This window comes from Agrococcus sp. TSP3-2-1 (assembly GCF_049897585.1).
In the GTDB taxonomy this organism is placed as follows: Bacteria; Actinomycetota; Actinomycetes; order Actinomycetales; family Microbacteriaceae; genus Agrococcus.
Genome location: NZ_JAFCWN010000003.1, coordinates 334,979 through 347,746, shown reverse-complemented (window position 1 = coordinate 347,746; position 12,768 = coordinate 334,979). Strand labels below are relative to the sequence as shown.

11 protein-coding genes are annotated in these 12,768 nt (G+C 64.6%); 1 reads left to right on the top strand and 10 read right to left on the bottom strand.

What is annotated here, in order from left to right:
- Positions 1–81: 81 nt before the first annotated feature.
- A complete protein-coding gene (locus ACP7BI_RS06425) occupies positions 82–1,632 on the bottom strand; it encodes a lipopolysaccharide biosynthesis protein (RefSeq protein WP_425844488.1) in 1,551 nt (516 codons plus the stop codon).
- On the opposite strand from ACP7BI_RS06425, the gene ACP7BI_RS06420 reads away from it, so the two are divergent.
- Positions 1,619–2,716, top strand: coding sequence for a hypothetical protein (locus tag ACP7BI_RS06420; RefSeq protein ID WP_425844486.1), 1,098 nt, complete (start codon positions 1,619–1,621; stop codon positions 2,714–2,716). The two genes, ACP7BI_RS06425 and ACP7BI_RS06420, sit on opposite strands and share 14 nt — an antisense overlap.
- Here ACP7BI_RS06420 and ACP7BI_RS06415 read toward each other — a convergent pair.
- The 9 genes from ACP7BI_RS06415 to ACP7BI_RS06375 all read right to left on the bottom strand — a co-directional run bounded on the left by ACP7BI_RS06415 (position 2,713) and on the right by ACP7BI_RS06375 (position 12,726).
- Complete coding sequence (locus tag ACP7BI_RS06415) at positions 2,713–3,834, bottom strand: hypothetical protein (RefSeq protein ID WP_425844484.1); 1,122 nt, start codon at positions 3,832–3,834, stop codon at positions 2,713–2,715. The two genes, ACP7BI_RS06420 and ACP7BI_RS06415, sit on opposite strands and share 4 nt — an antisense overlap.
- A gap of 124 nt (positions 3,835–3,958) precedes the next feature.
- The gene (wecB, locus tag ACP7BI_RS06410) at positions 3,959–5,098 is read right to left on the bottom strand and encodes a non-hydrolyzing UDP-N-acetylglucosamine 2-epimerase (protein ID WP_425844482.1); all 1,140 of its coding nucleotides are present in this window, start codon (positions 5,096–5,098) and stop codon (positions 3,959–3,961) included.
- Positions 5,095–6,186, bottom strand: a complete 1,092-nt coding sequence (locus tag ACP7BI_RS06405; RefSeq protein ID WP_425844481.1) for an NAD-dependent epimerase/dehydratase family protein — start codon at positions 6,184–6,186, stop codon at positions 5,095–5,097. The genes wecB and ACP7BI_RS06405 overlap by 4 nt, the downstream gene beginning before the upstream one ends.
- On the bottom strand, positions 6,183–7,226 hold the full coding sequence (locus ACP7BI_RS06400; protein ID WP_425844479.1) for a polysaccharide biosynthesis protein: 1,044 nt from the start codon (positions 7,224–7,226) through the stop codon (positions 6,183–6,185). The genes ACP7BI_RS06405 and ACP7BI_RS06400 overlap by 4 nt, the downstream gene beginning before the upstream one ends.
- Entirely contained in the window at positions 7,223–8,449 is a 1,227-nt protein-coding gene (locus tag ACP7BI_RS06395; protein WP_425844478.1) for a glycosyltransferase family 4 protein, read from the bottom strand. The genes ACP7BI_RS06400 and ACP7BI_RS06395 overlap by 4 nt, the downstream gene beginning before the upstream one ends.
- Entirely contained in the window at positions 8,446–9,084 is a 639-nt protein-coding gene (locus ACP7BI_RS06390; RefSeq protein WP_425844476.1) for an acetyltransferase, read from the bottom strand. Before ACP7BI_RS06390 ends, ACP7BI_RS06395 begins: the two co-directional genes overlap by 4 nt.
- On the bottom strand, positions 9,084–9,707 hold the full coding sequence (locus tag ACP7BI_RS06385) for a sugar transferase (protein ID WP_425844475.1): 624 nt from the start codon (positions 9,705–9,707) through the stop codon (positions 9,084–9,086). Before ACP7BI_RS06385 ends, ACP7BI_RS06390 begins: the two co-directional genes overlap by 1 nt.
- Positions 9,704–10,846: a DegT/DnrJ/EryC1/StrS family aminotransferase gene (locus ACP7BI_RS06380; RefSeq protein WP_425844474.1), complete on the bottom strand. Its 1,143-nt coding sequence runs from the start codon at positions 10,844–10,846 to the stop codon at positions 9,704–9,706. The genes ACP7BI_RS06385 and ACP7BI_RS06380 overlap by 4 nt, the downstream gene beginning before the upstream one ends.
- A complete protein-coding gene (locus ACP7BI_RS06375) occupies positions 10,843–12,726 on the bottom strand; it encodes a polysaccharide biosynthesis protein (protein ID WP_425844472.1) in 1,884 nt (627 codons plus the stop codon). The genes ACP7BI_RS06380 and ACP7BI_RS06375 overlap by 4 nt, the downstream gene beginning before the upstream one ends.
- Between the last annotated feature and the right edge of the window lie 42 nt (positions 12,727–12,768).

Sequence of the window (12,768 nt, the reverse complement as noted above, 5' to 3'; positions counted from 1 at the left end):
TCCCCGGTCCATCGGAACGTCCCGATCCAACAGGCAAGCGTCCGCCGAATCCGTATGCGGCAAGAGAACGGTGTGGCGTCGTCAACGTCGTCTCCGTACATTTCCCACTAGTAGCCAGATCTGAACCAGATCGCGTCGGCGCAGCACGCACCACGCCAGGAGGAGCAGTGCCGCGATGAATGGGAGCATGGCAGAGTCGACGAGCCCGACGCTCGCAGCGACGGCGGAGGCCCAGCCGAGACTGATCAGACCGACAAGCTCAGCGGTCGGGCGCAACCACGCCATGGAGAATCGACGCCAGGCTATGGCGTACGGGATCGTGCCAGTGAGGACCGTGGCGACGGTGCAGCCGACGATAACCCCGAGCTCCGCCTGGCTCGGCACCAGGAAGAGCCAGATCAGGAGCCCGATCCCGGCTGCGAGGACGCTCGACGCTGCGGAGACCAACATCCCGCGGTTCGAAGCTGAAGTGATCGAGGTCACCGAAGGAACCGCGATAGAAGTCACGAGCGTGCCGGAAAGCAAGAAGCACAGGATCCACCAGGTATCGGCGTACCCCTGACCCCAGACGACTGAAACAACCGGCGCCGACAGGACGATGAGGAGACAGACGGCCGCTCCGATGACCGTACCGAGCATCTGGGTTGCCTGCGACACTCGTGCTTTTGCCTGTTTGAGCTGGCCGTTCGCCCCCATCGCGGATAGCGCTGGGAAGAGAGTCGAGCTGATCGCGGTGGAAGCGATTGCAAGCGGAGCAGTCAAGGTCAACGCGGCAGCATATGCTCCCGCGAACGCGATACCGCCGGCAGCGCTCGCCACTAGAGTCGTCAATTGCAAGAAACCTGCACTGGAGAGCGTTCCAACGGCTGCGAGGATCAGGAAGCGCTTGAGGCGGAGGCGGTGCTGTCGCTCGAGTTTGAGTCGAGCAGTGGTCGGCCAGGTCGAAACCGCGAAAACGACGTTTGCGACGGCGACGGGAGCAATCACCCACGTTGACCTCACGCCCGTGACGAGCATGAGGGCGGATCCCGCGACGCCGGCCACGGCTATCGCGAGGCTCCATCCCGCAAGGCGTCGAGCTTTCCCGCCGCCGAAGTGAAGGCCTTCGACGAACACCCGAGCGGACGTTCCAAGTGTCATGATGCAAGCGACAGCGATTGCTTGCGGATTGGAGGCGCCAGCGCACGACAGCGCGACAGCACCCAAGGCGCACAACACTGATGTCGCGAAGATGACGCGGCGACTGAGGTAGCCCGCGACTGCTTTGGCGCGCTCCGGATAGCCCGCGGCAACGTCGGCCGCCACGAATCGACTGGCGGCTGCGGCTGCGGGCGAGGAGTACACCAATGATGCAAGTGCAGCCGTCGAGACAGCGGTCTGGGTCAGGCCGAGAAGGCCGGCCCCACCCAAGCGCCCGATCAGCAAGTTCGTCACTAGCGTGCCAAGCCCAGGAGCGACCTTCGACACAACCGCGAGCGCGCCCTTGGCGCTGAGACCTTCGTCGGCTCTTCCCAAATACTCCGAACCGCCGCGCACGCTCTCCCCTGACCCGAGCGACGCCACGTGGGAAACTGGTCCCGCCCGCCGCCGCTTGCACCAGCCATTGTAGGCTATGGAAGTGGCATCGAGCATGGGTTCCCCGATCTCGGGTCAGCTGGCGCTCGGTATCGGCCCGATGAACGCTGCAAGTCAAGCGCGGATCTGGGCTATGTCAGCGCGACGCGAGGGAATCGCATCCGTTTCGTTCGCGCACGACGGGCCGTTCGCGCGCCTGTTGAATTCGTCGATCCGCGTCACTGCACCGGCTGACGTTCACTTGCCGCACTACCGGCTTGCACCGAGTTGGTTCCGTCGGGTGGCGTTGCGCCAGTCCTTGCAGGGTCTCACGCATCTTCTCAACGAGGGGAACGTGCCCTTTTCGGGCGATCCCAGGTCCACGAGCTTTGCGTCGGGCGACGCGAAGCTTATCGCCGATCTAGGTTTGCGTTCCGGCGTCGTGTTCCACGGCACCGATGCGCGGGACCCGTATCTTTCGATGAGTCGGCACGACTACAGCTTCTTCCGGGATGCAGACGCGGACTGGATCGCGAGCGTTGCGCAGCGTGCCGCGCAGAACCGCGCGCAGGTCGAGGAGCTGGGCGTCCAGACCTTCGTGACCACGCCGGACATGCTTCTCCATGTCCCAGGTGCGACGCTCCTTCCGATCAGCGTGGACGCAACTCGCTGGAGTGACCCTAGTCAAGCGCTCTCGCGCGGCGTCCCGCGGGTTCTGCACCGGTCGTCGCGCTCCAACCTGACGAAAGGATCGCGGCACATCATCCCTGTGCTGGAAGAACTCCACGCGCTCGGCCGAATTGTGATGATGAAGACCCCGGTCGTCTCCAATGAACGCATGGTTGAATTGGTGAAGTCAGCAGACATCGTCGTCGATCAATTGCAGACCGGCACTTACGGTGTTACCGGGGTCGAGGCGATGGCAGCAGGGCGGCTGGTTGTCGCCAATATCGATGCGCATCTCGCGCTCTCTGATCAGGATCGGCCACCTATCGTTCACGCGACGCCGGCCTCGTTCCGCGAAACGTTCCTGCGAATACTGGCTAGTCTCGACGAGATGCGGCAAACGGCAGCCCAGGGGCCCGAATTCGTGCGGCGCGTCCATGATGGCACCGAGGCCGCCCGAGTACTCCGCGCGTTCCTCTCGTCGTCGAGCGGCTAGCGATCCGCGGTTAGCCCGCGCAAGACGTTCGCGAGCCCTGGTTCGGCTCCACGCTCCCAAGTGAAAGCTTGCTTCGCCGCATCTGACTTCTGAAGCAGTTTCGAATGAGTCTCCCTTGGAGCTTCGGCGAGGATGAGCATCTCGTCGAGGATCCGGTCCTCGTCGCCGGGGTTGCCTGAGACCGTCACCGCATGCCTCTCGGAAAAATCGTGCTGCGCGCCTCGCTTGGTGACGACGTTCACAAGTCCTGCCATCGCGTGCTCATATAGCTTGCTCGGGATCGCTATGTCGTTCTGCCCGTTCTCCATGAGCAAGGAGAGCCCAAAGCCCGCGGTAGCCAACAACTCCGGCATCTCATGCGTGGGTCGTGTAGCGAGCAGGCGTAGGTTGTTCGGGCTTCCGTACGATTCGCAAAGTTTGCGGAACTCCTCTTCGAACCGAGGAGCCGGATATCGTTCCACCACTTGAAAGACGAACGGCAATGAGCGCTGTTCAGATCGTGCCGCTAGCCGAATGAGCATCTCGGTGCCGTACTCGGGAGTGAGTGTGCCGATATTCAGCACGTTCCACCGCCTCGACTCGAAGGGCTGGGAGGGCAGGCCGCCGAACTGTGCGTACATCGGATAATTCGGCGCAATCGATACGGGGATGCCCGCTGCCGTGAACGGCGCGGCCATCTCTGCGGAGACGACATTTGCTGCTCCGAGTCGTCGCGCCGCGCGCACCTGGTAGTCGTCCAGCAGCCGTACCAGTCGGCGGCGTAGCCCGCTCGGAAGCGGTAGTTTGCGAGCGTAATACTCGCCGTAGTACTCGTGCACGTCGTAGAGCACGGGGATACCCGTCCGGCGACGCCAGCGCTTAGCCGTCTCTAGAAAGTAGAAGTCGTGGATGTGCCAGGCGGCAGCGGGCAGCAGAGACGCTTGGCCAGCCACTCTCGAGACGAGCGCAACGCGCTCGAACGCGCTTCTAGGGCTAGGGAGTACGGTCTCGGCGACGAGGCCGCCGCTCGAACTCTGTGCGTCGCCTAGCCACACGAAGTGCACGCGGTACCCAGCATTGAGGGCGACCTGAGCACATCGGACGATCCTGCGGTCACCCCGCGGGTGGACGGTCGGCACCACGAGCAGCGGAGAGTCTTCTGTGACCCGAGAGGGCACCTCCAGCCGCCATGCGGGCGAGGCGGTCACCCTCGCCACCGGAGTTCTCGCGACGCGCGGACCCCGCCCGTCGCTCCGCGAACTGTCACCGTGAACCCAACCGGATACCGGCGCGAGCATGGTGGCTTCTCGTGTGGGAGAGGATGAAGGAAACGACACGTCGAGCGGTGTCCACTCGGGAGTAGTCGTCAGGCTGAGCCGGCCTGCCCCTACTCGCGTGAAGAGCGAGCGTGGCGCGAACGGCGTCCAGGACTCCCTCAGGTTCGACGCCCGAGGAGATGATCGCGCCCGTATCGATCGCCTCGGGGCGTTCAATGGCATCGCGCAGTGTGACCGCAGGGAAACCGAGCATGCTGGATTCCTCGGCGATCGTCCCGCTGTCAGAGAGAACGATTCGAGCCGAGCGCTGGAGGCGGATGTAGTCATTGAAGCCGAACGGCGGGTGCAGGGTAAGTCCTTCGCGAAGCTGCGCGGCCTGACCCTCCAGCCGCAGGCGAGTGCGCGGGTGCGTCGACATCAGGACTGGGAGAGCGTACTCGCTGCGGATCGCTTGCAGAGATTGCAGCGCTTGCTCAAGGCGTCGGGGGTTGTCGACGTTCTCTTCTCGGTGCAGGCTGACCAGGAAGTATTGATGCTCAGTCAGACCTTGACGCGCAAGTACGTCGCTCGACGCGATCGCATCCGCCCGATCTTGGAGCACCTCCAGTATCGGAGAGCCCGTGACGCTGACTCGAGCGGGGTGTATCCCCTCTGCAAGCAGGTTGCGACGCGCGTGCTCCGTGTAGGCCAGGTTGTAGTCCGCCACGTGATCGACCAATCGCCGATTGGTCTCCTCTGGCACGTTCTCGTCGAAAGATCGATTGCCGGCCTCCATGTGGAAGACCGGCACTTTGAGCCGCTTGGCGATGACCGCCGAGATGCAGCTGTTCGTGTCGCCGAGCACGAGGAACGCATCGGGCCGCTCCTGCTGGAGCACAGCCTCTGTCTTGGCCATGATCGACCCCAGTGCGGCCCCGAGCGACGATACGTCGGCCTCGAGGAAGTGGTCGGGGCGCCTCAAGCCGAGATCTTCGAAGAAGATCTCGTTGAGCTCGTAATCGTAGTTCTGCCCCGTGTGCACGAGCACGTGGTCCGTGAGCTCGTCGAGCAGCTTCGTCGTGGGCGCGAGTCGAATGATCTCCGGTCGAGTGCCTACCACGGTCATTACCTTGAGTTTGTCGCTCATCGGACGGCCTCCGCGATCGTGTCGGGCGAGACAGGGTTGAAGATGTCGTTCGTCCAGAACGACGTGTAGAGCAGCTCGTCACCGATGTTCTCGATCGAGTGACTCCACATAGTCGGCATGTCGACCGCGGCGGGCGCGTCACCATCGACAGCGAACTCGATAACGTCATCGGTGAACAGGCGTCGCAACCGGATGACCGCGCAACCGGAGAGCACCGTGAACCGCTCGATCTTGCGACGATGGAAGTGGTCTCCCCGCGTGACACCCGGTGCAGTCGTTGAGAAGGAGGACTGTCCAGTGCCGCCGTGGGTGCGGATGATCTCGAAGAACGAGCCTCGGGCATCGGCGTGACGTGTGAGCCGCACCGGCGCCTGCTCGGGGAAAGTGTAGGAGCGGTAAGTGTTGAAAAGGTTGCGGTCGAAGGCGGCCGAGACGTCCGGCATGTCGCCTCCGCGGTAGGTCGCAGCCATCTGCTCGAGGCGTCCGAGGAGCCCGCTTACTCGCTCCCGCTCGGCCTTGGCTTCGACCCCTGACGGCGGTATCGCGCCAGTGAGCGCATCCGCCGCGTCCTGCGCGTGCAGGAGCGTGAGCTCCTTGTCTTGCTCGACCATCGGCGTATCGCCGTCCGCGAGCAGGCGGCAGAAGGTCGAGGTGACGGCGTTGTAGAACGGGCGGCCGTGCTCCCCATATAGGTTCGGTAGTTGCAAGTCGATGAACTCCGCCCCGACTCGCTCAGCGGCAGTGGCGAGGGTTGCTGCAGCGCGAGCCTTCGCCTCGCCGTATACGCTCCCGTTCTTCGACTGCGTTGAGTTGGCGAACACGACCACACGGGGCGGCTCGATCGCTGTTGTGATCGCGAACGCTGCCTGCTGGGCGAAGCGTAGATTGCCGTCCTGGACCTCGGGATCCGTGCCGCGGTTCACGCCGGCGATGTGGATGAATCGCTCGCTCGATGCCGCCGCAACGGCGGCGGCATCATCGAACGCGTCACCCATCGAGATCGGGCTGACGTCGACGTTGCTCTCCCTGAGTGCAGCTCGCGTGTGCCAGCCGAGAAAGCCGCCGGCACCCGTCATCGCGACTTTCATGCGGTGGCCCGCTCGACGCTCGCGGCGTGAAGCTCGCGGTGTATCTCAGGCAGAGTCAACAGCAGCTGCTCCACCTCCGCGACGGTCATGCGATCGACGGTGTGCGAGTCGTAGTCGTCGTACTGGTCCTGGCGAGGGTCGCCTTCGTCGACGAAGACGCCGTAGTTGAGGTCGCGCGCGTCCGCCTTGATCCGAAAGTAGTCGCCCATGTCCTGCGCGCGCGCGAGCTCTTCGCGGTTCGCGAGCGCCTCGGAACGCTTCTCCGCGTGGCGGGTGCCAATGACCTTAACCTTCGCGTCTGCCTCGAAGAGATTGATGACGGCTTGCGCGAGGTCGCCGATGGTGCATGCTTTCGCCTTGCGGATGAAGAGGTCGCCCTGCTCAGCGTTATGGAACGCGAACTCGACAAGGCTCACCGAGTCGGAGAGAGACATCATGAATCGCGTCATGCCGGGGTCGGTGACAGTAAGGTCCGTGCCAGCCTTAAGCTGCCGGACGAAGAGCGGGATCACCGAGCCGCGCGAATACATCACGTTGCCGTAGCGCACGCAGGACACAGTGGTTGCCGCGTCGCGGTTGTTCAGCCCGTAGGACTGCGCGACCTTCTCCATCATCGCCTTGCTCATTCCCATGGCGTTCACGGGATACACCGCCTTGTCGGTGCTGAGGCACACGAGCGACGAGACCCCCGCGTGATCCGCGGCTCGCACAACGTTCTCGCTCCCGACCACGTTCGTACGCACGGCCTCCATTGGGAAGAACTCACATGACGGAACCTGCTTGAGCGCGGCCGCGTGGAAGGTGAAGTCGACGCCACGCATCGCGCGCTCCACACTCGTGTAGTCACGGATGTCGCCGACGTAGAACCGAAGCCGCGGGTCGGCGATCTCGTGTCGCATGAGGTCTTGCTTTGCCTCGTCGCGGCTGAAGATGCGGATCTGCGAAACGTCCGTGGCAAGCAATCTGCGGGCGACGGTATGGCCGAATGATCCGGTGCCGCCGGTGATGAGGACCGTGGATCCCGAGTAGTCGTGCGTCACGATCTGCCTTCCTGTGCAGCAGCCGCCAGCACGCGTTCGATGACGTCGACGCCGTGCTGGAAGGACATGGTGGTCTCGTAGGTGTGTCGAGCGCGTCGAGCCATTGCTCGCTTCGATAGTTCGTCCAGCGCGATCGCCGATCGGATGGCCTCGGCGAGTGCGGCGGGGTCCTCGGGCGCGACTGCGAATCCGACGCCATGCGTCTCGACCAGGCGCTGTACATCGCCACCCGCGGAGGCGATGACGGGGACACCGTCGCGCAGGCTCGCCTGCAGCTTCGACGGTATCGTGCCGCGCATGATGGGAATATCCCGCAGAGAGACGAGTTGGAAGTCGCTCTGCTCCGCGATGCGAGGCAGCGCCGCCGCGGGGATGCGCCCGTGGAAAGTGACATTCCCGCGATCGAGCGACGCGGCGAGTTCTCGGAGTTGCGGCTCAGTGACGCCCGAACCGAACAAATGCAGATGTGCATCGTCCGGCTGCTCGAGCAGCGCCATCGCTCGGATCGCCGTTTCGAGGCCCTGTAAATCCCCAAGGTTGCCGGCGTAGACGATCTCGAGTCGCTCAGCACTGCCGCGAATCTGAATCGGCTCAACACGAGACTCTATGAGACTCTCGTCTGCCCAGTTCAACAACGTGGTGAGCTTGTCGCGATCTACGCCGCGGCCTTCGAGCATTGAGGCCATGGTCGGCGCGATGGCGATGATGTTCGAAGCTCGCCGGTACGCCGACCGCAGCCAAGGCGTGAGGACCGCGTCGATCGTGCGCGATGCGCGGCCCGATACAAGAGAAGAACCAGTAATCGACTCAGGCCAGAGGTCTTGGACGTGCAGTATGTAGGGAGCGCGCCCTACAGCGCGCCACAACTGAGGGCCGAGCGCGGCCGTCATCTGCGTCGCGTAGACGTACACGACGTCGGCGGACCGCAGCGCTGCCATGGCGACAGTGGATGAGACCGCGAAACTCGCGTAGTTCGCCATCCGCGGCAGCGCACGGCCGGAGTGATCCGGGAAGAGGGGCACCCTCACCACCTGAACCCCGCTCACGGTATCCACCTGGCGACGGCGAATGCGGTAGCCCGCGTACACGCGACCGTCCGGGTAGTTTGGGAAGCCCGTGATGACGGTGACTTGGTGCCCACGGCGCGCAAGCTCTTCGGCCAGCGTTGTGGGGATCGCGACAGGTTCGGGGCGGTAGTACTGCGACACGATGGCGATCTTCATCGTGCCGGGATCCCCTTCACCATGCGGCCAGATTCCACCGAGCGCGTAACGCACGCTGCTGCGCCGACCAATGCTCCTTCACCGATCGAGAGGCCCTGGAGGATCACCGCACCTGCGCCAACGAGCGACGTCGCACCTATTGTCACGTCACCTGAGACGACGGCGGCCGGGTTGATCGACACCCAATCGTCGAGTGTCGAGTCGTGCCCGACGGTGGCGTTAGGGTTCACGTGGCCGCCGACGCCGATCGTCACGTTCGTCGAGATCTGCGCACCTCCGCAGACGATCGTGCCGGGTGCGAGCGACACCTGGGATCCAACGTGCGCGGCCGGGTGCACGAGCGTCGCCGGGCGGTGGCCGGCGCCCTCGAGGCGTGCGTGCAGGCGCCGCCTAGCCGTCGGCGAGCCGACCGCGACGGTAAACCAGACCGGCTCGGCGCTCGAGCCGAGAAACGTGTCCAGGGCGCCTAGCCAGGGGACGCCGCGCGCCTCGAGGCGGTCGAGCTGCACCGAAGCTGGCGCGTCGTCAATGACACCGACGATTTCCCACCGAGGGCGCGCGCTGTTGATCGCCTGGATGACATCCAAGGTCTCCCGGCCGAAACCGCCGGCTCCCAGCACGACGATGCGTTCCATCAGCGATGCACCTGCTCGGCGCCCTCGAAGGGGCGCATCGTGACATGCCCCTCGGCGGAAATCCCAGTCCGACGGAAGACAGCGATGACCGTCTCCAGCATGACTCGAGCGTCGAGGGCCAGGCTACGGGAGTCGACGTACTCGACATCGAGCGCGAAGCGTTCCTCCCAGGAAAGGGCATTGCGCCCGCGGACCTGCGCAAGGCCTGTAATCCCGGGCCTGACCTCGTGGCGACGGGCCTGTTCGTGCGTGTAGCGGTCGAGGTACTCGACGAGAAGCGGTCGCGGCCCGACGAAACTCATATCGCCCTTAAGCACGTTCCAGAGGCTGGGGAGTTCGTCGAGGCTGGCGGCACGGAGGGCGGCGCCGAAAGGCGTCATCCGATCGGCGTCGCTCACAAGCCCCTTCGCCAGATCGGGCGACCGCATCGAGCGGAACTTGAGCAGAGTGAAGATGCGGCCGTGCTGGCCGGGACGCGGTTGCCGGAAGAGCACGGGTCGTCCCAGCTTCAGCGCCACGCCGAGCGCGACACCGGCCAGCAGGGGAGAAGCGGCGACCAAACCAGTAGCGCTACCGACGACGTCGAGACCTCGCTTCAGTCTGTCGTATCGGCGCGTCGTCACGCCGCTACTCGCTCGACCAGTGCTGCGCGCAGTACCCGGTGCACGCGCTCCAACTCGTCATCGCGCAGCGCTGACCCGCTAGGCAGCGTCAAGCCGCGCGTGAACAGGGCCTCCGACGCTCCGTTCACGAAGGATTTCAGGTGCGCGAAGACCGGCTGCAGGTGCATGGGCTTCCACAAGGGGCGCGCCTCGATCGATTCAGCCGCGAGCGCCGCCTGCACGGCAGTGGGTGAGATGCCGGTCGCCTGGCCGTCGATGATGATGGACGTGAGCCAGCAGTTGTCTTCGCCGTCGTCTACGCCCTGAAACAGCTCGACGCCATCGACGGCACTGAAGAGCTGCCGATACGATTCGCGGATCCTGCGCCGTCGCGCCATCATCTCGTCCAGTCGCTGCAGCTGCGCTCTCCCGAGCGCAGCGAGAACGTTCGAGAGTCGGTAGTTGTACCCGACATCGACATGCTCGTAGTGCGCGACTGGCTGACGTGCCTGGGTGGCGAGGTATCGGGCCCGCGACGCGAGGTCCCCGTCATCAGTGAGCAGCATCCCGCCGCCTGAAGTCGTCATGATCTTGTTTCCGTTGAACGAGACGATCGACGCTGCGCCGAATGACCCGGTCGCACGGCCACGGTGCCGCGCTCCAAGCGACTCAGCCGCATCCGCGAGGATCGGTATTCCGCGCTGCCCGGCGAGCTGCTCGATGGCGGTGTAGTTCACCGCCCGTCCAAGCAGGTCGACGGGAACGATCGCCTTTGCGGGAGTGCCGTCCCGCTCGAGAGCAGCAAGCGCCTCTTCTAGCAGGTTGATGTCCATGTTGCCGTCTTCGGGGCGGCTGTCGACGAGAACCGGCGTCGCGCCGGTGTAGGTGATCGCGTTGATGGTTGCGGCGAAGGTCATCGATGACGTGACAACGATGTCACCAGGCCCAATGCCGAGACCCAGCAAGCCGAGGTGGATCGCTGCGGTGCCGCTCGACAACGCAACGCCGTGGGCGACGCCGACGCGGCCTGCGAGTTCTTGCTCGAACGCATCGACCTCGGGCCCGAGCGGCGCGATCCAACCCGAGTCCATCGCTCGTCGGACAGCGGTCTTCTCGTCGTCACCGACATCCGGAGACGACATATAGATTCGGTCGTTCATCGGGTTCCCCTCAGTCCGAGCTGGCTCGGCACGATAGGAGCCGTCGCGCCGCCGACGTGAGCCTGCTCTGCGTCGCCATGCGATTGATCAAGCCGGCGCTCCCGATCCCAATGCGAGTCCCAAACTGCCTTGTCCAGTGCGTCCGGCTCGAGCGGCTCGCCACGGGCGTGCGTGATCTTCTCGTGGAACGGGCGCTCATCGTGCTCCCCAGCGCCAATCAGCTCCTCATGTAGCTTCTCGTGCGGACGCAGGCCGGTGTACACGATCTCGATCGGCTTACCTGACATGCGTATCATCCGCTTCGCCACATCGAGGATCTTCACGGGCTCGCCCATATCGAGGATGAGCACCTCGGCCGGACGGCCGATGCCGCCAGCCTGGACGACCAATTGACATGCCTCCGGGATGGTCATGAAGTAGCGCGTTATGTCGGGATGGGTGACCGTCAAGGGGCCACCTGCCTCGATAAGCGCAGTGAACGTCGGCAACATCGACCCTCGACTGCCCAGGACATTGCCGAAGCGGACCGATAGGTAGCGCCCGACACCGCGCTCCGCGTACGAAGCGGTCAGGCGCTCGGCCAGCCGCTTCGAATGGCCCAGCACGCTCGTGGGGTTCGCGGCCTTGTCGGTGGAGATGTTGACGAACGTCTCAACGTCGGCGGCAAGAGCGCCCTCGAGAACGTTGAGCGTGCCAAGTACATTGGTCTTCCATGCTTCGTCGGGATACTGCTCGAGCATGGGGAGGTGCTTCAAGGCAGCAGCGTGGAAGACGACGTGGGGGCGTCGTTCCAGCATCAGGTCGCGGATTGCGTCAGCATCGCGGATGTCGGCGAGCACAACATCCTTCGTGTGGAGAAGGCCGTGGCCGGCGATCGAGATCTGCACTGCTTGTAGCGCAGATTCGTCGCGGTCGAGCATCATCAGCTCCGCAGGTCCGAAGCGCGCGATCTGCCGGCAGAGTTCAGCGCCGATGGAGCCGCCCGCGCCGGTGACAAGGACGCGCTTCCCATTGAGGTAGCCGGCGACCGTTTCGACGTCGGTGTCGACTGGGTGGCGGCCGACTATGTCTTCGATGGAGATCTCGCGAAGGTCGCCCATCGCGCTGCGGCCCTCGAGCATGTCGTCGAGGGGCGGGAGTACGAGCACGCGCAGGTCGGCGGCGGCTGCTCGATCGGAGATGCGCTGCATCAACGAGGCGTCGGCCCGAGCAATCGCGATCACCATGGTGGTCGCTCCTGTCGCCTGCGCGACCTCCGCAAGCTGCTCGCCCGTGCCGAGCACGCGCACGCCCGAGCGCACCGCTTTGGCGAGGTTTGGGGAGTCGTCGATGATGCCGACCGGGTTGTAACGCGACTGGGGGTCAGTGCGCATGCGCTTGATGAGGCTCGAGCCGACGAAGCCGGCGCCGTAGACCAAGATTGGGGTCGCCGCGTCCTTCGGGCGGCTCGCTCGCTCCTGCACTACCCGGCGGAAGTAGCGAGTCAGCGCCATCGCGAGGAATGCGAGCGGCGCGGCGATGAGCGGAGTGCTGCGAGGGATGCCAATCTCGGGTCCCACGATCAGGATCGGAAGGCCGATCACTATTGTTGTCAGCGCGACGGATCCAGTAAGACTGAGCACCTCGTCGAAGCTGCCGACGTGGTACCGGCGGCGATACAGGGCGAGCGCGCTCCCAGCGGCCAGTTGAGCAAGAGCCGCCACCACGACGAGTGCGAGCATCGCGAGCCAGTTCGTCTCTCCGAAACCGAACTCGTAGCGAAGCCACACCGCGACGACGATCGCGACGAGCCATGCGATCGCGTCGAAGAGGTACTGGAACACCCGCATGTTGGCGCGCAGCGACCTGCCCCTGCCGTCGCTGTGTGCGCTGGGTTCCAACCGTTCCTCCGTGATCTCCCGGCGCCGCGACGCACAACGAAT